The 21,074-nt window shown below is 45.5% G+C and carries 20 protein-coding genes, 1 tRNA gene and 1 pseudogene; 8 read left to right on the top strand and 14 right to left on the bottom strand.

Going from position 1 to position 21,074, the window contains the following annotated elements; translation table 11 throughout:
• Position 1: 1 nt before the first annotated feature.
• Genes LEP1GSC061_RS08595 through LEP1GSC061_RS08580 form a run of 4 tightly spaced genes read left to right on the top strand, consistent with a single transcriptional unit; the run spans position 2 to position 3,180 of the window.
• A complete protein-coding gene (locus LEP1GSC061_RS08595; protein WP_232218382.1) occupies positions 2-502 on the top strand; it encodes a hypothetical protein in 501 nt (166 codons plus the stop codon).
• Complete coding sequence (locus tag LEP1GSC061_RS08590; protein WP_016544508.1) at positions 502-1,614, top strand: AI-2E family transporter; 1,113 nt, start codon at positions 502-504, stop codon at positions 1,612-1,614. Before LEP1GSC061_RS08595 ends, LEP1GSC061_RS08590 begins: the two co-directional genes overlap by 1 nt.
• Positions 1,615-1,618: 4 nt before the next feature.
• The gene (gene xseA / locus LEP1GSC061_RS08585) at positions 1,619-2,896 is read left to right on the top strand and encodes an exodeoxyribonuclease VII large subunit (protein ID WP_016544815.1); all 1,278 of its coding nucleotides are present in this window, start codon (positions 1,619-1,621) and stop codon (positions 2,894-2,896) included.
• Positions 2,893-3,180 carry an exodeoxyribonuclease VII small subunit gene (locus LEP1GSC061_RS08580; protein ID WP_016544190.1) on the top strand — a complete coding sequence of 96 codons (288 nt, stop codon included), beginning with the start codon at positions 2,893-2,895 and terminating at the stop codon, positions 3,178-3,180. Before xseA ends, LEP1GSC061_RS08580 begins: the two co-directional genes overlap by 4 nt.
• Here LEP1GSC061_RS08580 and LEP1GSC061_RS08575 read toward each other — a convergent pair.
• The 3 genes from LEP1GSC061_RS08575 to LEP1GSC061_RS08565 all read right to left on the bottom strand — a co-directional run bounded on the left by LEP1GSC061_RS08575 (position 3,177) and on the right by LEP1GSC061_RS08565 (position 4,569).
• Positions 3,177-3,641, bottom strand: a complete 465-nt coding sequence (locus tag LEP1GSC061_RS08575) for a DUF2752 domain-containing protein (protein ID WP_052006502.1) — start codon at positions 3,639-3,641, stop codon at positions 3,177-3,179. The genes LEP1GSC061_RS08580 and LEP1GSC061_RS08575 overlap by 4 nt on opposite strands.
• Positions 3,613-3,981 (bottom strand): DUF5684 domain-containing protein, encoded by a 369-nt coding sequence (locus LEP1GSC061_RS08570; protein WP_016544380.1) that lies wholly within the window; start codon positions 3,979-3,981, stop codon positions 3,613-3,615. Before LEP1GSC061_RS08570 ends, LEP1GSC061_RS08575 begins: the two co-directional genes overlap by 29 nt.
• Before the next feature lie 120 nt (positions 3,982-4,101).
• Positions 4,102-4,569 carry a hypothetical protein gene (locus LEP1GSC061_RS08565; protein ID WP_040508279.1) on the bottom strand — a complete coding sequence of 156 codons (468 nt, stop codon included), beginning with the start codon at positions 4,567-4,569 and terminating at the stop codon, positions 4,102-4,104.
• Between the two features lie 230 nt (positions 4,570-4,799).
• Between LEP1GSC061_RS08565 and LEP1GSC061_RS08560 the strand changes: the two genes are divergently transcribed.
• On the top strand, positions 4,800-6,200 hold the full coding sequence (locus LEP1GSC061_RS08560; RefSeq protein ID WP_016545056.1) for a sensor histidine kinase: 1,401 nt from the start codon (positions 4,800-4,802) through the stop codon (positions 6,198-6,200).
• A gap of 42 nt (positions 6,201-6,242) precedes the next feature.
• On the top strand, positions 6,243-6,980 hold the full coding sequence (locus LEP1GSC061_RS08555) for a LytR/AlgR family response regulator transcription factor (RefSeq protein WP_016544971.1): 738 nt from the start codon (positions 6,243-6,245) through the stop codon (positions 6,978-6,980).
• A 98-nt stretch (positions 6,981-7,078) separates the two neighbouring features.
• Here the strand turns inward: LEP1GSC061_RS08555 and LEP1GSC061_RS08550 are convergent, their stop codons facing one another.
• From LEP1GSC061_RS08550 to LEP1GSC061_RS08535, 3 genes are all read right to left on the bottom strand, one after another.
• The gene (locus LEP1GSC061_RS08550) at positions 7,079-9,292 is read right to left on the bottom strand and encodes a membrane dipeptidase (RefSeq protein ID WP_016544852.1); all 2,214 of its coding nucleotides are present in this window, start codon (positions 9,290-9,292) and stop codon (positions 7,079-7,081) included.
• Positions 9,293-9,309: 17 nt separating this feature from the next.
• Positions 9,310-9,858 carry a hypothetical protein gene (locus tag LEP1GSC061_RS08545; RefSeq protein ID WP_016544776.1) on the bottom strand — a complete coding sequence of 183 codons (549 nt, stop codon included), beginning with the start codon at positions 9,856-9,858 and terminating at the stop codon, positions 9,310-9,312.
• Positions 9,859-10,520: 662 nt separating this feature from the next.
• Positions 10,521-10,596: transfer RNA gene (locus tag LEP1GSC061_RS08535), tRNA-Asn, on the bottom strand.
• Between the two features lie 96 nt (positions 10,597-10,692).
• Between LEP1GSC061_RS08535 and LEP1GSC061_RS22110 the strand changes: the two are divergent.
• Together LEP1GSC061_RS22110 and LEP1GSC061_RS08530 are read left to right on the top strand one after the other, a co-directional pair.
• Positions 10,693-10,761: pseudogene (locus LEP1GSC061_RS22110) on the top strand (hypothetical protein); the annotation flags it as partial.
• Positions 10,762-10,814: 53 nt separating this feature from the next.
• Complete coding sequence (locus LEP1GSC061_RS08530; protein WP_016544943.1) at positions 10,815-14,414, top strand: vitamin B12-dependent ribonucleotide reductase; 3,600 nt, start codon at positions 10,815-10,817, stop codon at positions 14,412-14,414.
• Positions 14,415-14,520: 106 nt separating this feature from the next.
• Here the strand turns inward: LEP1GSC061_RS08530 and LEP1GSC061_RS08525 are convergent, their stop codons facing one another.
• Genes LEP1GSC061_RS08525 through LEP1GSC061_RS08490 form a run of 8 tightly spaced genes read right to left on the bottom strand, consistent with a single transcriptional unit; the run spans position 14,521 to position 21,071 of the window.
• A complete protein-coding gene (locus LEP1GSC061_RS08525) occupies positions 14,521-15,033 on the bottom strand; it encodes a hypothetical protein (protein ID WP_016545009.1) in 513 nt (170 codons plus the stop codon).
• Positions 15,034-15,073: 40 nt separating this feature from the next.
• Positions 15,074-16,012 (bottom strand): type II secretion system protein GspN, encoded by a 939-nt coding sequence (gene gspN, locus LEP1GSC061_RS08520; RefSeq protein WP_016544389.1) that lies wholly within the window; start codon positions 16,010-16,012, stop codon positions 15,074-15,076.
• A 3-nt stretch (positions 16,013-16,015) separates the two neighbouring features.
• Entirely contained in the window at positions 16,016-16,549 is a 534-nt protein-coding gene (locus LEP1GSC061_RS08515; protein ID WP_016544816.1) for a hypothetical protein, read from the bottom strand.
• 18 nt (positions 16,550-16,567) lie between these two features.
• The gene (gene pilM, locus LEP1GSC061_RS08510) at positions 16,568-18,184 is read right to left on the bottom strand and encodes a pilus assembly protein PilM (protein WP_016544281.1); all 1,617 of its coding nucleotides are present in this window, start codon (positions 18,182-18,184) and stop codon (positions 16,568-16,570) included.
• The gene (locus tag LEP1GSC061_RS08505) at positions 18,184-19,320 is read right to left on the bottom strand and encodes a type II secretion system minor pseudopilin (RefSeq protein WP_016544203.1); all 1,137 of its coding nucleotides are present in this window, start codon (positions 19,318-19,320) and stop codon (positions 18,184-18,186) included. The genes pilM and LEP1GSC061_RS08505 overlap by 1 nt, the downstream gene beginning before the upstream one ends.
• Positions 19,317-20,000, bottom strand: coding sequence for a type II secretion system protein GspJ (locus tag LEP1GSC061_RS08500; RefSeq protein WP_016544983.1), 684 nt, complete (start codon positions 19,998-20,000; stop codon positions 19,317-19,319). Before LEP1GSC061_RS08500 ends, LEP1GSC061_RS08505 begins: the two co-directional genes overlap by 4 nt.
• Positions 20,000-20,533, bottom strand: coding sequence for a type II secretion system protein (locus LEP1GSC061_RS08495; RefSeq protein WP_016544398.1), 534 nt, complete (start codon positions 20,531-20,533; stop codon positions 20,000-20,002). The genes LEP1GSC061_RS08500 and LEP1GSC061_RS08495 overlap by 1 nt, the downstream gene beginning before the upstream one ends.
• Entirely contained in the window at positions 20,505-21,071 is a 567-nt protein-coding gene (locus LEP1GSC061_RS08490) for a type II secretion system protein (protein ID WP_016544728.1), read from the bottom strand. Before LEP1GSC061_RS08490 ends, LEP1GSC061_RS08495 begins: the two co-directional genes overlap by 29 nt.
• Positions 21,072-21,074 lie beyond the last annotated feature (3 nt).

Here is a 21,074-nt window from a genome sequence, read left to right as displayed (position 1 = left end):
CTTGAAATTGCGATCTCTCCTGTTTTTATCCTTCGTTCTAATCCTTTCCCCCTCTCTTTTTTCCCAGGAGCAAACGATTCCGGAATTACCCGTGCAGGACCCGGTCAAACCTTCCCTATCCAAGGAAGAGCCTAGAATCTTTCGTTACAATCGTCTTACTTTACAGGAAAATCCGCTTCGGATTCCGAGTGCGATTCCCAGAGATTTCGTATTAAAAGATTCTCAACTATTATACTCCACCGAGTTGAAATCGGAGAGACTCCTTGAGACAAGGGAATCCATTCTCATCCTGAAAAACGCCAACTCCAAGAAATTCGTGGAAGGATATTACGAGGCCTTGATTTCCTTATTGGGGCATAAGATCCTTCAAAGCCAGAAGACGGATAAAAAAAGCCTGTATCTGGTGGAAGTATTCAATCGAAAAACCATCGCGATCTCCATTCTTCCGGGAGAAGAAGGTACTACCGTGAAATTATTCCAAAGATCCTCGGGTGGATTTTGATGTCGCCCCGGGACGGAATGGAGACCAATCGCAAGGTCTTTAACGTATTTCTGGCCTTTTTTTGTATCGGAGTCGGAGGCCTACTCTTCGTCGTCCTAAGGCCCTATTTTTATTCCGCTCTTGTGGCCTTGATTTTGTATATCGCCACTAGAAAGCAATACAAGCAGTTGCGGAGAATGATCGGTCCTAGATTCGAGGCTCTTGCTCCTTGGATCATGATCGGATCCGTATGTATGATCGTTCTACTTCCCTCTTATTTCATGATTCGCACTCTGATCGAGGAGTCCCTTTCCATTCTTTTCAAGATCAGAATTTCCCTTTCCGAGGACAGGATCATAGATACTCTGATGAGTCTGAATATTCTGACGGATCTGGTCACGGATAATCCTTTCTTTTGGGTCAAGGTCCCCGAGATCTATGCGGATTTTGCCAAGAATTATATCGATATTCTGAACCTGGACAGCTTATACGCGGTTTTGAGTAACGCTTCCACTTTTATCCTAGGTTCCATCGATCTGCCTGCCGGAATTCTCATGAATCTATTCTTTTCCCTTCTTCTTCTTTTCTTTTTCTACCAGGACGGAAGAAAGATTGAAAGATTCATTTTGGACAATCTTCCTTTTTCCACCGAGGTGGAGGAACAAGTGGGCCGTAAAATCGCTTCCGCGGTCCAGACCGTATTTAAAGGAAATCTAATCGTATCCATTCTGCAAGGGGTCGGGGTTTATATACTCCTATTATTTGCTAAAATTTCGAACCCGTTTTTGTACGCTAGTATTGCGGCATTCTTCTCCCTGATTCCCGTGATAGGAACCTCGGTGGTTTGGCTTCCGATCGGACTCTATTTGATGTTCATAGAGAATAATATCCTGGGCGCGAGTTTGTTTATGGCCTCTGGGCTCGCTCTTTATATCGTATTGGAGAATGTGGTAAAACCGAAAATGTTGGATAAGAAGCTTAGGATTCACCCCCTTCTTATTTTTCTCTCCCTGATCGGAGGGATCCAGGAATTCGGAATCATGGGACTGGTTCTAGGTCCGGTCACTGTGACTATGGTAGTGATCCTCTGGGATTTCTGGAAATTATACCGCAAAGATTTTTTCGCCAACTAAGTAGATGGAAGAAACCAAACCGCTCACAGTTTCGGAAGTCAATGCGATCATTAAGCAATTATTAACCGGTCCGGATATACTCCGTAATATCTGGGTACAGGGAGAAGTTTCTAATTATTCCAAGTCCCACCAGGGGCATATCTATTTCAATCTAAAGGATGCTAAATCCTTAGTCGCTTGTACATTCTTCTCTTATAGTAACGGAAAATACAAAGGAAAGCCTATAGAGAACGGAATGGAGATCAAGGCCTTCGGAGCCATTTCCGTTTACGAACCTAGGGGACAGTATAATCTGAATGTCTCCCGAGTGGAGGAATTAGGCCAGGGCGACCTTCTACTCAAAGTGGAAGAGCTGAAACGAAAGTTAGCCGCACAAGGCGTTTTCGATCCGGATAGAAAGAGGAAACTCCCCGCTTTTCCTTGGAGAATAGGAGTCGCGACTTCTCCTACAGGGGCCGCCATAGAGGATATCATCCGCATTTCTAAACAAAGATTTCCGAATCTGGATATTCTTATCTCTCCCTGCCTAGTGCAAGGAGACGGTGCTCCCGAATCCATAGTGGGTGCGATCCGCGAATTGAACGACCCGAAATGGGACGTGGATCTGATCATAGCAGGAAGAGGAGGAGGAAGCTATGAGGATCTCATGGCGTTTAACGACGAAAAGGTGGTGATCGCGTTCGCCGAATCCAGAGTTCCCATCATTTCCGCAGTGGGACACCAGATAGATTCAGTGCTCTCCGATTTGGCCGCGGACCATTTTGCACCTACTCCTACCGCCGCCGCAGAGATGGCGGTACCCGAAATGGAAATCATAGAATCCGAATTGACCGAATTCGAAATCCGACTCAAGACCGCATTGAAAAACCAAGCAAGCAATCTGAAAGAGAGACTTAGGATTCTGCTCGGGAAACGATCCTTTCAGGATCCCAAGTCTTTATTAAGCGATAAGATGCAAAGGTTAGACGAGCTAACCTCGAGAATCCACCTGCTCGGAAAGAATAATCTTATGACTTCCGCAAACAGATTCACTCCTATCTCCGCAGGACTTTTGCCGGCGTTCAAGACCCAACTCGAACGAAAGAGAAAGGAATTCGAACTTCTGGCGGGAAAGGTGGAAGGATATTCTCCTTTGGGAACTTTAAAGCGGGGATACTCCGTTGTCAGAAAGAAAGGAAAAAAAGTCGTTACATCTCCGAACCAGTTGGAGATAGAGGAAGAACTAGAGGTCATTTTGGCCGAGGGACGGATCCGGGTTTTAAACCAAGGTGAAATAAAATGAGTAAAAAGACTGAAATAAGTTTCGAACAAGCCCTGGCCGAATTGGAGCAGATCGCCGAGAAATTGGAAAGAGGGCAACTCACTTTGGAAGAGTCCATTAAGTCCTACGAGAGAGGAATGGAACTCCGAGCCCTTTGCCAGGCAATCCTTGCGGAAGCGGAAGGAAAGATAGAATACTTGGCTAAAGCCGGATCGGGGGAGACGCAAAAGAAGACTGCAAGTCCTAAGTCGGAATCCTCTTCTCGCGCGGCGACTCCTCCTAGTAATGACGACGAATTATTTTAAAAGAAATGCTTTCGGATATACCAGTAGAATATTCCGAGCGCAAAGGCCCAGATAGTAACCGTAATAGCCTTAGAGTTCAAAAGCCGATTCCACTCTTGACCGTTAGATCCGCTTCGAACATAGACTCCTATTAATCCTAAAATTGCGATGGGGATTCCGAAAGGATGGTAATTCCAAGAACTGGAAAAATCTCCCCGGAAAAAACAAACCACCGCCCTACCCAATCCGCAACCGGGACAGTCCCATCCTGTTAAATGTTTCCACCAGCAGATCGTAAACCAATGTTCGGACTCCGTATCCAAAGGGACGATGCGGGATAGAATCACACAAAACGTTAGAACGATCCCGAATAAGAACAAGGCTTGGATGCGAAAAAAAGAGAACGGAACAACCGAGCCGAATGAGGGCTCGGTTTCCGATTGAGGATAGGATTTACGCTGATTTTGCAGCGGGTCCCACATACTTAGCGTCTGAGAAAGCGAGTAGCGGATATCCGATACCGAAGATTATGAGAATTCCATAACCTGCGGATTTTCCGAAGGATTTAGCTAAGTCGATCGCATTCAGGATCAAAACGACTAAACCGACGCAAGGAATAAAATACAGGATGACCCACCAAGTCGGTCTTCCGATGATTTCCAATAGCACGATAAGGTTATAGATAGGAACGATGGCTGCCCATCCGGGTTTGCCCGCCTTTTCGTAGAGTTTCCAAGCGGAAACTATGAAAAGAACGATCACCGCTAAATAAATTATTATCCCGATTAAACTGCCGATGCCTGAACCAGAAGTTTCTTCCATTAATTTTTGCTCCTAAATGAAGAATCTGGGAAAGTTTAATGATCGGACAAGGAATGCAAGAAGAAAATTCCGGAAACTTTTAATTTACTAAGCGGTTTTATAACCCGAATGGGAGATATTCTATTGCACGTTGAGCGTAAAGGAGCCGGCGTCCGTGACCGGAACCACGATACAACGTTTTGCGTTGAGGCTCGTGCTGACGGAGGATACGGAATCCACCCCGATATTCTCGCTGCGGAATTCGACTAAACTGAAATCGGTAGGAATCAGCAAGGCACCCTCGTCTCCGATCCACAGGTCTCCTTCTCCCGAGGTAAAACTTAGGCTGAAAGTATTACTAGCTCCGGTTCCGGTAAACAGATAGAAATAATAATAATAGCTCGCTCCGGTGAAAACAGTGGATCCTCCTACGGAAATCGTTGGCACCGCAGAGTCGGTGCAGCCTCCGGTAGGAACCGGAGTGAAGCTTGCCCCGTAAGCGGAATAAAGAAGAGTCGCCGCGGTATCGTCCGTAGAGCTCGTGTCTCCGTTCGAGCAACCCAAGAAAAATACGAATAATAGGAAGGCGACTGCTGTCTTTCGGTTCAAGGAATGTCTCCGGATTCTTTGATCTATTATGACCGTGCGTTTCTCCATTCGTTCCCATGCTAGGATCTCATTCTTCCTAAGAATGGAAGAGTAAAAAATGGAACGTTTTCTACGATACTCGGACCGTTCCAACAGGGCTACATGCATCGCATTAATGCCTTCCCTCTCTCGTTCTTTTTCTGATTGACCCTAGTCTTTTTCGACTCCAAATTCGATAGTTGCGACTGTATATGCGCAAGCTACTCCAAAAGTTTTTCGGACTCAATTATCGTTTTGCGCTGAGGCAATATAGAAAGGCAAAAATACTTTCTTCCGTAAATTTTGCTCCTACATTCACCCGTATTGCGTATCTGGAAATACTCACCGTTCTTAGATACGTTTATCTGGTTTTACCGGTCATCATTCTTCCTTTCGCAACCTACGATTTCGTGGACGCTTTTCATGGGGCTAAGGATAATTCCTTTGTTTTCTTCGACCTGATCTTCTATTGCACATTCATAGTGATGAATGTGCTTTTGAATTCTGGGCGTTTGCATAGGGCCGAATTGAATCGCATCAAATTTATCTCCAGACTCGGAGTGATTCTACTCTCATTGACCGGGACCTGTATCACGGTGGTAGTTTTTCCCAGACTCCCGGAAATCTCCCTCTTCTCCGCCGCGATGTTCAGTGTGGCGATCCTATTTCGTTTTCCGGATAATACCAAATATTCTATATATGCGATCAATTACGCCATTCTATACTCGTTCATTTATTATAGCGGGAACAGAGAACCCGTTCTAATACAGAATCCGTTAGTCACTTTTTTTCTAATCCTGATTTTCGACCGGGTGTCGTTTTTGACACTTGCGAATACCTATCTCAAGACCCAAAGGATACTTTTGCTAAATCAAAGACTCAGGGAGGAGGATATAAATAAGAGAGATATGATCAGTATCGCGGTACACGATTTGAAGAGCCCTCTTTCCGGGATCATGAGCATCAGTACCATTCTTCGTAAGAGTCTAAAGTCGTTTTCGGATAAGGAAAAGAAGGAGATCCTTTCGGACATAGAGAGTTCTTCCCGAAATATTCTAGGTCACGTGGACGATCTGGTGGAAATCGCAGCTTCCGGCTTCGAAAATATAAAGGCGCATTACGAAACTTTCGATATCGTCTCTTATATTCGCTCCACAGTACAGAACTTCAATTACCAGGCTTCCCTGAAGGGGATAGAGTTTCATACATTCTCTGAGACGAACGAGTTAAAGGTGTATTCGGATCGAAAAGCCGTGGCTAGGATTTTGGACAATTTGGTTTCGAATGCGGTGAAATATTCTCCCAAAGGGGGTTCCATTTTTATACGCACTCGACACGTGAAGGAGTCGGGAGATTTTGTGGAGATTCAAATCCAAGACGAAGGAAAGGGTTTCACGGAGGCGGATAAGAAACTCGTTTTTACTAGATTGACCAGACTTTCCGCTAAGCCTACCGGAGGAGAACGTTCTACCGGTGTGGGATTGTATTCCGTCCATAGGTTGGTGGAATTATTAGGTGCTAAGATCATATTGGACAGCGAGCCCGGTCGAGGGTCCGTATTCACTCTACTTTTTCCTAAGGCAAAGATCTCAAAGAAGACTTCGAGGAAGTGAATCGTCGCGGATTTGTTTTCGCATAATAATCGGAATTTCCGATTGACCGACTATCAGCCTAATATTCTAATCTGCTGCATGGTTCGAGCGATACTTGTCGAAGACGATAAGCTAATGGCAAGGACCATCCAGCATTATTGCAAAGAAGCGTTCGGAAAGGACTTAGTTTCTCTCAAGACTTTCGATGAGCTCACTCCCGCGATCTATTGCATACAGGAAAATCCTATCGACCTTCTCCTTTTGGACATCAATCTAAAAGGGCAATCCGGTTATGAAATCCTGAAATTACCCGAAAAAGATTCCTTCTATACCATCGTAATTTCTTCGGACAAACAAAATGCCGTAAGCGCCTTCGATTTCGGCGTTTTGGATTTCGTGGCCAAGCCTTTCACAAGAGAAAGATTTTTGGCGGCTATCGATAGGATGAAAAGGGCCTCCCAAACGGATTCTCTACGCAGGAATAGTATCTCTTTGAAAAAGGACGGAATGTTGGAAGTCATCCGATTTCAGGATATTCTTTATTTGGAAGCCGCGGGAAATTTCACCGAGATCCATTTGAAGTCCGGCCGGAAAGAGCTGGTGCGTAAGACCATGGAGGCGGTTCTAGCCGAATTGAATTCGGACTTCTTCCGATCTCATAGATCCTTTATCATTAATCTTTCCGAAGTAAAAAAGATCCTACATACAAAGGGAAATAATTTCAAAGTCCAGTTGGGAGAATCCACAGAAGTTGCTTTGTCCCGGACCCGTTATAATCTACTTCGAAAGATGTTGGATTGATCTTTCTTAGAATCATTTACGAATCTCTTCCTTTATCAGAATGAAATAAAAAGGCCCGCCGTTCGGCGGGCCTAAGACAAATTTCTTTTTCCTTTTGCTTACTGGATGCTTGCGCCTCGGGTTACCGCATTCTGCCACATAGTGGTAAAGAAGTCTGCGGATCTATAGACCGGTTCTAGATCGGAGCGCTTGAGTCCTTGTTGTCTGAGATCTTCGAAGAAATCAGGCATAAGTCCTATATGAGAAGCTCCTTCCGTATTAAAGTCGAAAGTCCTGTTTCCGAATTGGTGCCTTCCTAAAGAAGGTGCTGCCGATAGGGTGGCTGCACGTCTGATGGAAGCGTCCGGAGAGAACGGATAGACGACTTGGGAAGCTGCCGGTTGGGCTATCGTAGATGTTCCTCCCGGACAGGCTCTCGTTCCGTAACGAGGACCAGGCATATGAGCGAAACCGTTGAAGTCGGTTCCTACTGCGATCCTTCCGTCATATGCAGGATCTCCGATTAGATTACGAAGATACTGGTAGGACTGAGCGAAGGTTTGACTCGTTCCACCGCAAGCGTGAGAAATATAGGTTCCGTCGGAATTTCTCCACTCCCCTACTTCATCCAGATTTCCTTGCCCAGGAATGAGTCCGATCATTCCTCCCAGATTTACGATACGTTTGAGAGCGGCTCCCGTTGGATTTGCCTCATGACGATTGGTTTTATTGGCCATATCGTAAACTCCGGTATGTCCCGTTACGATTCCCGGATAGGCTTGCTGCTCTGCGTATGTCAACGCTCCGTCTAGCGATCTCGCGGACATATGCCCTACGTCTATGATCATCCCTTTTTGCATCAAGGCTTTCATGATCTTAGGTCCGTAGGAAGTCAGCCCCGCAACGTTACAATCCTGACCGTAATGCTTACAGTCATACTTGGTTCCACTGCCTAGGATATTATAGAGTCCCGCTCCCCCGAATCCGTTGGTCTTTAAGTGGATCGGGAAAATGTATCTAAGACCCGCATCATAAAGCTGCTGAACGCCTTGAGAGATCATGGAATCCGTACAGGTGCTTGGAGTGCAATCCAGTAGATAATCCACTTCCGCTCCCAGAACCACCGCTAATTTTCCTGCCGCAATTACGCTTTGGGCCTCGGCGGGAGTTTTTACGATACGGAACCAGCCTTGTCCGGAACCGCCGCTCTGTTGGTCGATCCAGGTTTGCATATCGTAGACCGCTTGGGTTTGACGACGCAGAGTATTCATATCGTTCAGATCGTAGATCGGATCGGTTGCGATCGCTATACCTTTGATGATATCCGGAAGACCGTTGTCCGTTGCTCCGAACATATAATCTCCGTTAACGGCGAGAACTACCATGGCTCTCATTCCGCCTTCATAGGCTCTCTTAATCCATTCGTAATACATGGTTTGGTGGGTGTAGCTATTATTCGCAGGCCAGTAGGAGAAGAGAGGGTTTCCTCTATTATCGTGTTTTGCCGTGCCTAATAAGGCTCCGATGATATCGTCTTGAACGATCGCTTCCACTCTGGAGTGTCCGGCAGAATGGCCTTCGTCCGAAGCGCTAGGGCAATTCGCAAGCGCGGTCGTCGCATCTCCGAAAGGAGAACCGTGGAAAATTACGCCCCCAAAGCCTAGGTTCGCCATAGGGTGAGTATGAAGATCCACGTAGCCGGGAAGAGTTCCTGTTCTTTTCAGAGAGTCCTGCGTTCCTCGAGCGTAAGCTTGAGGTGCGGATTCACAACTGGAATCTTGTACATACCATTCTCCCCACATTCCTGTGGAGCCGGTGTTAACGCAACGATGAGGAGTAGTGTAAGTCTTACCTGCGATGGTCATAGGAAGTTGGGCACATGCCGCTTCCCAGGTGATACCTACTACGTTCCAAATGCGGGAAGAATACTTACGTTTGCCTGCGTACGTTCCGGAAGTTTGGCAACCGTCGTTTTTATGCGTCCAGTTGTACCCACCGCCGTCGTCGGTAGCGGCCCAGTTCGCTTCACAAGAATCGTCGATTAGATCGAATTCTCCCCACATATTCAAGCCGGTATTCTTACAACGACTAGGCTTTGTAAATACTTGACCGTTAATGGTTGCTCCCATATTCGCGCAGGTGGTTTCCCAACTTTGACCCGATGGGATTCCGTAAAGGATTGCCGAATATTGACGTTTTCCGGGGAAAATCGCCGTGCAACTATCCTTCTTGAATGTCCCCCAATAGGGGTCGCCGAAAACGGAAGTACTCGCTACAAAAAGCGTAACGAGAATAGCTCCGAATACGGTCCTCCTGATTGACCGATCGTTCATAATTCTCTTCTCCATATTCATGGTTTGTTGTTTGCATATTTTTTATATTCTTCGGTTACGTTTTTTAGCTTTTTTGAATATAATTCCTTTCCAGCGACGATCATTCTTCTCTTGTCGTTATCGATCTTATCCGGATACTTTTCTTCTAATATATTAAGGAGTTCTAATTGGTCTTCCTGCAGTTTGATCTGAGCTTTGAAGTATTCGTCTATCTCCTCTTTAGTAGCCTTGCCGGAGTAGATTTTTCCGTACAAGGTGGCCCAATTTTCCCTTAGTTCGTCTTGCGCCTTTCTCTCCGCCGGATTCGTAGGAGTGGCTACCGCCAACCAATACAAATTGTCCGGAGTTTCTTTTTTTAAAAGGGAAGGAGAAACGATCCCATCCTCTTCGCTTCCTTGAGAGGACCTATTGAAGCCCAGAAAACCCGCGAATCTGGAGAATCCACCCGATATAGCACCGTTGGAAGAAGAATAGGACGATGTGTTTTGACTCGGTACGACGAAAGCAATTAGAAGAATAAGAGCTAATAAAGAAGAAACTAAAATCGCGATTTTTCGAAACGACATGCGAAGGAAGGTATAGTAATTCCATTTAGGATGCAATGATTTTGGGATGAATGATAAGCAAATTATGACGAACGGAAAAAAATACGGCTACGATTCGACTTATCCCTCAAGCTATGCTTGCGAAGAAAATTAGAAATGAATCACATTCTACATTAGAGAAAAGTAAGGTTTCTTTCGGTGAGTGAGCGTTTACTTATTCGAACCGTTGGTATGAAAAATCTTTTTGAAGGATGCGTCCCTTCTCTTTTGGTTTTTGAATTATGATTTCATTCCATATATAGCTTTTGTTTGGAATTTGTGTCTTTTTCTTTTTATCTTCCGTGAGAGATCGGATTCTTCTTTTGAGAAATCACGATCTATACCGACAAAATCGATGGTTTTTGGTGGAAAGTGACCTTCTAATTCTGCGGAAATATTGGCGGATAAGTCGGAGATGATACTTATCATTCTTCCAAACACGGGAGGGATTTCATTGGAATTCCCTCCCAAATCTTAGGCCTTCCTTCTGATTTCTTCCGAAAGAGAGTTTGCTCCTCAGATCGTAATTTAAGGATAAAATCCAAATTCTTTAAGAAATACTAAACAAATATTGGTACAGGTTGGTCTAAGGGTAACCGGAAAAATTGGTTCGAAGAAAGGATAGAAAGCGATTACCAAAAGGATGGCTCCCCCTGCAGGGCTCGAACCTGCGACCCAGTGATTAACAGTCACTTGCTCTACCGACTGAGCTAAAGGGGAGTGTTGCGGTAGCAGAATCCAGTTTTTAGAAATGAGGCAGGCTGGCAATGAAAAATCTTCGAGACATAGGTATTTTTAGAGGCTCCGAGTCGGAAGAAATTTCCAGAAAACGGAAAGGCCTTGGGAAAAAGTGTTAGGGGTTTTTGGAAAGCTAGAGTAGCGTGACATAATCCAAAAAACGCACTATATTTTGCCGGAGTTTCATTGAGGAGCATGCTATGAAGCTAAATAAACATTTCACTTCACCTGATAAGGGTTTTTCCAACGAACTGCGTTGGGTAAAACGTAATTCTAAGATATCGAATCCGGACGGATCCGTTGTTTTTGAGGCCAACGATATCCTAGTGCCGGAGCAATGGTCCCAGGTAGCGGTTGATATTCTGGCCCAGAAGTATTTTCGCCGAAAAGGAGTTCCTAAATACCTGAAAAAGGTAGAAGAGAAAGGAATTCCCGAGTGGTTACAACGCTCCGAACCGGATAAAGAGAAGCTGGAATCCTTAAAATCGGAAGATCGTTTCGGCGGAGAAACTTCCGCACAAGAGGTTTTCCATCGTCTAGCCGGTTGCTGGACTTATTGGGGATACAAATACGGATATTTCTCCGACGAAGAAAGCGCTAAGATTTTCTACGAAGAAGTCGCCTACATGCTCGCGTCTCAAATGGCGGCTCCGAATTCTCCTCAATGGTTCAATACAGGTTTAAATTGGGCTTACGGAATCGACGGTAAATCCCAAGGCCATTATTATGTAGACCCTACGACTGCAAAGCTCGTGAAATCTTCTTCAGCGTATGAACATCCCCAACCCCATGCTTGTTTCATCCAAAGCGTAGACGACGATTTGGTGAACGAAGGTGGAATCATGGACCTTTGGGTTCGTGAGGCTCGTCTGTTTAAATACGGTTCAGGAACCGGAACCAATTTCTCTAATTTGAGAGCGGAAAACGAACCTCTTTCTGGCGGAGGAAAAAGCTCCGGTTTAATGAGTTTCTTGAAAATCGGAGACCGTGCCGCAGGTGCGATCAAGTCCGGAGGAACCACTCGTAGGGCCGCTAAAATGGTCTGCTTGGATGTGGATCACCCGGATATCGATCGTTTCGTGGATTGGAAAGTGGAAGAAGAGAAGAAAGTCGCTTCTCTTGTCACCGGGTCCATGCTCAATAACAGACATTTGAATGCGATTATCAAAGCCTGCTATGAAATGGAAGGCGCGGATCGTTTCGAACCTAAAAAGAACTCCGCTCTCAAGAAAGCCATCGTAGAAGCTAAGAAGGTTCTGATTCCGGATAATTATATCAAACGGGTCATCGATCTCGCGAAGCAAGGTTATAAGGAAATTCTTTTCGAAGAATTGACCACCGACTGGCAATCCGAGGCTTACAATACCGTTTCCGGTCAGAACAGCAATAACTCCGTTCGTTTGCCTAACGAATTCATGACCGCTGTGGAGCAAGACCAGGCTTGGCATCTGTTCAACAGAACGGAAAAAGAGAAAGCGCATAAGGAGAAGAGATCTCCTAAGCCTTCTAAAACGATCCGAGCGAGAGAACTCTGGGACAGGATTTCTTACGCCGCTTGGGCTTCTGCGGATCCGGGAACCCAGTATCATACTACCATCAACGAATGGCATACTTGTCCGGAAGATGGAGCGATCAACGCCTCCAACCCTTGCTCCGAATACATGTTCTTGGATAATACAGCATGTAATTTGGCTTCTGCAAACCTGCAAAAATTCATCAATCCGGAAACTCTGGTCTTCGACGTGGAAGGTTTCCGTTATCTTTGCAGACTCTGGACCATCATTCTGGAGATTTCCGTAACCATGGCACAATTCCCTTCCCGGGAAATCGCGGAGCTTTCCTATAAATTCCGTACTCTGGGACTCGGATACGCGAACCTGGGATCCGCTCTCATGATCATGGGAATTCCTTACGATTCCAAGGAAGCGATGGCTATTACCGGTGCGATCACTTCCATCATGCACATGACTGCTTATGCTACTTCCGCGGAAATGGCGAGTGAGCTCGGACCTTTTGCCGGATACGAGAAGAATAAGAAGCATATGCTTCGAGTGATTCGTAACCATAGAAGAGCCGCATACAACGCTCCTTCCGAAGATTACGAAGGCTTAACCATTAAGCCCGTAGGAATCGACCCTGCATTCTGCCCTTCTTATATGTTAAAAGCCGCTCAGGAAGATTCCGACAAGGCCCAACAACTGGGAGAAAAACACGGATACAGAAACGCTCAAGTAACCGTGATCGCACCTACTGGAACTATCGGTCTCGTCATGGATTGCGATACTACAGGTATCGAACCCGACTTCGCCCTGGTGAAATTCAAGAAATTAGCCGGAGGCGGTTATTTCAAGATCATCAACCAATCCGTTCCTTTGGCTCTTCGCAAATTGGGATATTCTCCTTCCGAGATCGAATCCATCATCAATTATTGTAAGGGACATGCCACTCTGAACGGGGCTCCTGTGGTCAATACTCAAACCTTGAAGGAGAAGGGATTTACGAACGAGATCCTGCAGAAGGTAGAAGCTTCCCTGCCCCTCGCCTTCGATATCAATTTCGCCTTCAACAAATTCAATTTGGGCGAGGACTTCTTACAAAAGACTCTGGGAATCGCTAAGGAAACCTACGATTCTTTCACATTCAATCTTTTGGAATACCTGGGATTCTCCAAAGAGGATATCAATAAGGCCAACGACTATGTTTGCGGAACGATGACTATCGAGAACGCTCCTTATCTGAAAGAGAAGGATTATCCGGTATTCGATTGCGCGAACAAGTGCGGAAAATACGGTAAACGTTATCTTTCCTACGAATCCCATATCCGTACGATGGCGGCGGCTCAGCCTTTCATCAGCGGTGCGATTTCCAAAACGATCAACCTTCCGGAAGACGCTACCGTAGAAGATATCAAAAACGCTTACTATATCTCTTGGAAGATGATGGTAAAAGCGAACGCTCTTTATCGCGACGGATCCAAACTCTCTCAACCTTTAAATTCCGTTCTGGAACTCTTGAATGGAATCGAACTGGAAGAGCAGGAAGAAATCACGGAAGCGGCCGTCTCTAAAGATCCGGCTCAGTTCGCCGAGAAGATCGTTTACAAATACATCTCTCATAGACGCAAACTTCCGAACCGACGCGCGGGTTATACCCAAAAAGCGGTGGTCGGCGGTCATAAGGTATATCTTCGCACAGGAGAATACGAAGACGGCCAAATCGGAGAAATCTTCGTGGATATGCATAAAGAAGGAGCCGCATTCAGAAGTTTGATGAACGCTTTTGCGATCTCCGTATCTCTCGGATTGCAGCACGGAGTTCCTCTGGAAGAATTCGTAGACGCTTTCACTTTCTTCAAGTTCGAGCCGAACGGAATCGTGACCGGAAACAAACATATCAAGATGAGTACTTCCGTAATCGATTTCATCTTCCGAGAATTGGCAATCACTTACTTGGGACGTTACGATCTGGGCCAGGTGGCTCCGGAAGATTTAAGAGGAGACGAGATCGGATCCAGAAAATCCTCCGAATCCATCCAGAACAAACCTTCCTCTGCGGCGGTTTCTTCCCCTTCTCCTTCTTCGGTCGTGGAAACTCCTCGTTCCGAACCGGAAACTATTTCCTATTCACAAATGATTAAGGAAAAACCGGCTTCCGGAGTGGCTCTCATGGAAGAGATTAAAATGGCCAGGATCAAAGGTTATACCGGAGATTCCTGCACCGAATGCGGTTCCTTCGAAATGGTTCGTAACGGATCTTGCTTGAAGTGTATGTCTTGCGGTGCGACTACCGGTTGTTCCTGATAAAAATTTAGAAAGTTGATACTTTCTAAAGAAAAAGCCTCGGTCGGATTTTCCGCCGGGGCTTTTTTATTTCTTAAAATCCGGTTTTAATGGGCTAGTTTTTAAATTAAATTCTAAGAAGCTTTCGGGTGACGACTAATAAAATAGCGGAAGATGTCATATAGGAGAGAAAGAGTCCGGTGCCATAAAGGTAGAAATGTACAAATAATCCCCCGATACCTCCCTCATCGTTAAAATAGAAACTATAGTAAGTCTTTAAAATCAGGGAGAATATTACGGAAAAAAGCATGATAATCGAATTCAACAGAAATCCGATATAGGCTGCGGCAATCTTTCCGTCCTCCCATAATTGAAGCAGTCTCTCCGCATAAAGTCCCCAAAGAAAACAATATACGAACGTAAAAAGAAAGCAGAAAGAAGCAAAAAAAAGAATGCTATAATAAATCCGATTCGGAAATCCATAAAGTATTCCCGAGAAGTAATGTGAGAACGGAAAGAAGACGAGAATGAATATGAAGGGAGAATGGACTATGAAACCGACGATGGCGATCAGTAAGGCTTTCGGAAAAGTCGAAGCTTTTACGTCGACAACCGGAGCCGGCTTACTCTTCTTTTTCATATAAAACGAATTTTTGGTTTATGAAAGTGGAATGTAAGTCCTAAGGAACCGGACCGCCTACGGGAGGTCCGTTGATACCCGGGATCTTTACCTCCGGCTTTTGCACAAAACCGGAAATAGGAACGCATTTTTCGTTTCCGTTCTTTTCTAGAAGCGCCAGCATACCCACTATATCTTCTCTTTCGGTCGCGAAATCCCTTTCGGGTTCGAAACAAACCCGGATATTCAATTGGGAACTTCCGAAATTTTCCGAGAGACGCATGTTTCCATGGATGTCCAGTCTACCTATGGACGTATCGATCAGGAATTCTTCGAACTCCAGATTTCCCTGGTCCAATTTGGATTTTAAGGAAATCTTATTTATGATAATGTTTTCCAATCTTCCCAATACCGGAAGCTCGGGCAAATTGGACAAATTTCCTTTTTTTCCTTCGGGCATTTTTAAGGAAAATGCTCCGTTGAACCTGCTGATCGGAGCTATGAGAGAATCGATTTTTACGAGGCCTTCGAGGCTCGTGATACTTCCGATCGGTTCTCCGTCGTATTCGATCTTTAAACCGTTTACTTCGAAATCTCCGTTAACTTTCTTTCTGAGAAGGGATATGAGTCCTGCGGAGACGCTTGCCTGATTCGCTTTGATACGCAAGCTAGGCCCGGATATTTCCAGGGATTTTGCGGAAACTTCTCCGAATAAAATGGATACGTTCAGCTCCCGAAAGAAGAATGCACTGGGTTGGCCTCCGGAAGAAGAACTCAATACTTGGCGTAAAATATTCTCGTACGGAAAAAGGAAGAATAGGAAGAATAGGAATGAAAATGCTCCGGTTCCGATTAGGATCAGTTTCTGCTTAAGAGTGAAACGGGGGGCGCTCTCCTCTTCGCTAGGATCTTCGGGAATATCCTCCAATTCCATCGTGAGGAATTCTTCTTCCTCGTTGGAAATGATGTCTTCCTCTTCGATTTTCTTTGCCCGAGGCATATTCTATTTTCCTGTAGCGCTATAAGCGGCGATTTTCATATTCACATCGTAAGTGTTCTTGTCTTGGTAGGGCTTATTCGTCTGAAAATATTCCACCCGGGCGTTCACTTTATTGCCTTTATCTATATCGTATAGTACAGCCATAATCGTTTCCAAAGGGACTCCCCGGAAATTGACATCGAATATGATTACCTGGTATTTTCCCTTTTTATCCACGGTTTTTACCGGGATGGGACGCATGGTGGATATACGGTCCTTGACTCCGTTATCGGAAAAGATTCGTTCCAGTTTCGCGGAGAATTGGCTTTGGTCCGTTTCTCCTCCCGAACTCTTATCGCTAAGACCTCGGAAGTAAAGATACTCTGAGATGATTTTGTCCAGCTTGACGGCTAGCCCAGGAGTATCGTTGACCCTTTCGCTCAGGTCTTGGCGCATTCTATATACTTTCTGGATGGCCAAGAAAAATAGCACGAAGACTAAAAGTCCCGCGGCTACGAGTAATAGAAGTTTTTCTCTAGGTTCTAATTTTTGCCACATAGAAAATTCTTCTCCGCTTTATTCGGATTCTCCGGCGGAGGCCGCGACCTCCATTTTTATGGTAAAAGTCACTTTATAAGTTTTTAATCCGTAATTTGAGCGGTTATTTTCCAAAGTCACCTTCTTGAACATCTGGGAATTTTCCAAGGATCTTTGGATCACTCCGATCTCCGAGATTTCGTTTACCGCACCCTGTATGGTGACGTGACCGTTATCGTAAGTAATGCTATTGAATAGGAAGGGTTGCATTCCGGGATCCGGATATTTTGTGGAGAGTTCGTACAATACATCCAGAACCGTAGGCTTAGAAAGGTAGTTTCGGTATAATTCCGTTCTATTCTTGGCCTCGTCTCTCAGTTTCTTGGCGTAATCCAAGGGGTCGCTGTCCACGGGCACATTGGATCCTATACCGCTCTTGATCTTCTCGGAAAGTATTTTATTGGCGGCGGTAAGTTTACGCTTATCGGATACGATTCCGAGAAAGAATACGCCTATGAAAAGTAGAATCGATACTGAGGCGAGAATCAGATGAGGAATAAAAACGGATAGGTCGAAGATATTCTTATTCAGCCTTTTTACATAAGGAGTCTGTAAGAAATCCACCTTAACTTTTTTGGAGGCGATGAGCTGATAAGCCATTCCGTAGCAAGTAGCATATCTATCCGGATCGGTTCCCAGGAAATCGTATCTTCTGACTTGCAGTCCCAGATCTTCCCCTAAGAAGGTTTCCAAATCCCGGATCTTACTTCCTTCTCCGGAGATATATAATACTTCGGGACGTTCCGTTTCCCCTAGGGAGAGGAAACTTCTTCTGGCCTCTTCGCCCAAGGACCTGAAAAAATCTTCGGCGATGGAAAATGCCTTTTTGATATCGGCAACTTTAAGCCTGTATTCTTTTGCGAAAAGATTTAGGCCGTCTTCCGGAGAATGAAAGGGCTCGAATTGTATGCTCGTCTTTAAAGCTTCCGCTTTTTCTTTTCCTATCTTTAAGGCCTTGGCGATTTCATCGGTTAGGACTTCTCCACCCAAGGAAAGGAAACGGGTATGTGTGATCTTGCCGTCCTTGATCACATTCAGTAGAGTATGCTTTCCGCCTATATCCAACTGAGCCACATTGGAGAACGGGATCTCCTTACCGGAATGTTTGGAAACGACGGAACCCAGGCAGACGGAATCCACATAGATTCCCCGGAACACGATGGTAGAATCCACAAAGGGAGCGGCTATGGTATCGAATTCGGAATGGTGCGCCGTATATGTGATTACGTCAGATTGCTCCTGATCGATTCTCCAAACGGAACCGAGTACTTCCACTGTTTCCATAGGAAACGGGACACGGCTTTCCACCTCGAAAGGAATCACCTCTCGAACCGCTTTTTCGGTCGTGAGGGGTATGGAGATCTCCCTCACGAAAAGTCTATCCAAAGATAAGGCGAGTAGGATAGCGCTCTCTCCTGGAAAGTAGGTGTTCAGAAAGCGAAGTATATTCGTTTCGTATTCCCTTTCCTCCATGGGAGAGATTGGCATGGTCTCCGCCCTTAATAAGGTCAGATTTCCGGCGACTCTTTGGAAGAGGGCGCCTTTAACCGAGCTAGTTCCGTAATCTAAGGCAAGAAATTTTTCGTATAAGAACATTAATCTTCTCTATAATACAGCATGATATTATTTGTTAAATCAAAAATCCCGGTGATTCTTCTTGCGATTACCTTTCCCAGTAACACGTCGGAATTTTTGTTTTTGGCGGAGTTGATGGAAACCTCACCCACTGCCGTAATTCTATATATCTCGCCCTTTGTTTTGATCCTTCCTCCCGACACGTCGGTTCCCTCTCCGGCCAATTCTTTATAAAGGGATAGACCGCCCACGGAAGGAACTTGGAATTCGGGAACCGTGTCCAGATCCTTAACCTCTTTCAGATAGCCGCCTTTTTTGATCTTAAGCTTCATAATCTGCAAGGCTGCCTGACGGGTCATAAAATCGGATAGGGACATTAAAACGAAATACGGCGCGGCATTCAAGTTGATTCTATCGTCGTAATTCCTCTGGAATGGCACGAACGCCGTCAGATTATTCGCGAGAACGAAATCCGAATCGCTCACCAGATTCTTTTCCTCGTCGGTCATGAAGTCCTTGGAGTATTTTTGGTCGTAATCGGGGGGCTTTTGGGACCCGTAAACGATTTTAGGTTCGAACCCTTTCACGGAGGTGAGTTCGGAAAGGGAATAAAGATATGAATTTTTGATTTTCCGGGGAGGGATTAATTTTTCGTAATAAGCCGCCTCGGAATTTCCCTGGTTATCGTCGTCCAACCAATCGATCAGGGGATTCAGTAATTCCCTTTTCATACCCAATCTTTCCAAGAGACGTTGGGCCATCTCCTGGTTTCGTAGATTGATATCCTTAGTATCCGTATTGTATATAGAGTTGAGATTGATTTTGCCGTCTTCGCCTTGGAGCTTATAGTAGATCATTCCCCCGCCAAGAGGAACCGGAGGCGGACTTAGTCCGATACCGGACTGGTACAATTGCTCTTCCGGAATTTTTCTCAAAGCCGCCAAGGCTCCCTGGAATCCCGCCTTGGCTAGAAGTAGAGCACGAAATCCCGCCATTTCTCCTTGAGAGATTTTATAATCGGCGATGGATCTTTCGGCGAAATCTAAAGTCGTAGCAATCGCCGCAAAACCGATGCCTGCGACGAGTAACATCACTATGGCTCCCCTTCTCCGAGAAAGCCTGGTTCCTTTCATACTCAATCCCCGTCTTCCGCTCATTTCAAAAGCATCCCCGGAAAGGCGAGTGTCTCGAATCTACGTTCCTCGTTTCCTAAATTGGCGATCAGTTCGATACGAATGAGTCGGGGAATATTCTTCGTTTCTCTGGAATCCCATTCTTCTTCCCATTTAGATCCGGTTCTGGAGAATTTGAAGGACAGATTTTTTACATTCTCCAGTAGGACGTATTCTTGGCCCCCGGAGAATGGAAACTTGTCCACGATCTCATCCTCTCTGCGTACCAACTTGTATAAGTCGGAGCCTTCCATTTTTTGTAGGAAGTATTCGACCTCTCTAACTTCGGGCAATGCGGTTTCTTCCGAGTTGGGATGTATGGCCGCAAACACGATGAAATGATCGTTCGTGCTTTCTCCAGGATGTTTTTTTCCGTCTTCGGATTTGCGATCCCTTTTACTCACGAATACCAATCTCTTTTCGGTTTGAAAATAGAATGCCATAGAAAGAGAACTGCGTATGTTTTCCACGGCTGAGATGGCTTTTTCCCGGTCCGCTCCCTCCGAGCGAATATTATCTCTTGTGACTCTTAAGATCGCCGTATAAGTTCCGAAGACCATGACAAGCAGAGAACCGAGTAAAGCCGCGACGATGGATAACTCCAAAAGAGTGAATCCGGATCTTCTGCTTCTGAATTTACGTCGACTGGAAGGAAAAGAACGCATCAGTTATTTCTCGCCTTGAAGGTCTCTACGGTGTACTGTTCTTTGACCTTATTTCCTTGGGTATCGACTCCCCCGGTGGGATATTCTATCGTTACATAAATATGATATACGGTGATGAGTCCGCCAGTAGCGGATCCTTGGTTGTTTCCCGTCCTTTTCGCGATGAAATCGTTTTGCCCGGAGTTGGATCCCCCCAACAAATCTTCCGGTTTCTTACCTTCTTTTCCGGCGAGTTTGAGTAAGTCTATATTCTCATCTTTGATGATCGTGGTGAATTTCCAGTCCTTGTATCCTGGAATATCTCCCGAACTCGTATCCGTTTGGAGTAAGGTTGCGGAATCCACCTGAGCCATCTTAATCTTGGCCAAATGAGCCGCCTCGGTTTGCAGTGCCGCAATTCTTTTCAAACGAACGCCTTCCGCTACGATCATGAGTACGTACCCTATCCAGCTTGCCGCGATTAGAAATGCGAAGGTCATTTCTATCAGAGTGAAGCCGGACCGCTTAGAGTTGGCTCGATCCGTACGTCTCATTTTGCTTGTACCAGTCCAGATTCTCTTTTGGAACGACCGCTTCGCCGTCCATGATTTCCGATTTTCCCCCGTAGCGGCGGATCACCAGAGTTCTTTTGATCTCCGGATCAGGCCCTAAATGGATATAAAAGTCTTCTGCGACCGAGAGGGGTGAGAAAGGAATGCGAACCTTGCCTTTGATATAACGATAACCTCGACCGTCCATTATATCCACGATCGAGGAGGAACTAGGGAGTTCTCTTTCTTTGAAGACCGGTTTTTCCTTCATCCCCGAATCGTCCCTTTCTATATCGATCACGGAATAGGTCTCCGTATCCACGTCAAGTTGCAGATACACGGTCTTTTGGTAGAGTCTTGCTCTTTTGTAGCAGAAAGTAACCACGTCGTGGAGAACGAAAGCCTCTTCCTGTGCTCCGGGAGTGAATAGATTAGCCACGGAAGGAATGACTAAACCTAGAATCACTCCTATGAGCATGACTACGACGCCGAGCTCGATCAGAGTGAATCCGGAACGAAGTCTAGACTTCCTACCGCGCATAGA

Origin of the sequence: Leptospira wolffii serovar Khorat str. Khorat-H2, from assembly GCF_000306115.2 — a bacterium.
Classification (GTDB): Bacteria; Spirochaetota; Leptospiria; order Leptospirales; family Leptospiraceae; genus Leptospira_B; species Leptospira_B wolffii.
This window is presented reverse-complemented; position numbering and strand designations above follow the sequence as displayed.